Source organism: Faecalibacterium sp. DFI.5.82 (assembly GCF_029076575.1).
In the GTDB taxonomy this organism is placed as follows: domain Bacteria; phylum Bacillota; class Clostridia; order Oscillospirales; family Ruminococcaceae; genus Faecalibacterium; species Faecalibacterium duncaniae.
Genome location: NZ_JARFIS010001084.1, coordinates 1 through 290, shown reverse-complemented (window position 1 = coordinate 290; position 290 = coordinate 1). Strand labels below are relative to the sequence as shown.

At 57.6% G+C, this 290-nt stretch carries 1 protein-coding gene; it reads left to right on the top strand.

Annotated elements, in window-relative coordinates:
- Positions 1 to 90 precede the first annotated feature (90 nt).
- The coding region (locus P0G09_RS20255) for a sigma factor (RefSeq protein ID WP_275253576.1) at positions 91 to 290 on the top strand (200 nt) is incomplete at its 3' end.

Sequence of the window (290 nt, the reverse complement as noted above, 5' to 3'; positions counted from 1 at the left end):
ACATCGTGCAGGAAAACCCGGACGGTACCTTCGACTACGCCTACGGCACCGACCAGGAATATGGCACCGACTATAAGAAGGGCTGAGCCTATGGACATCGACAGCATTTACCGGTTCTACTTCCGGGATGTGTTTCTGTTCCTGCAGGGCCTGACCCACAACGCGGCACTGGCCGAGGAGCTGACGCAGGAGACTTTCTTCAAGGCACTGGACGGCCTAAAAGACTACGACGACCGGCAGGATGTACGGGCGTGGCTGTTCACGGTGGCCCGCAACGCCTATTATTCCCA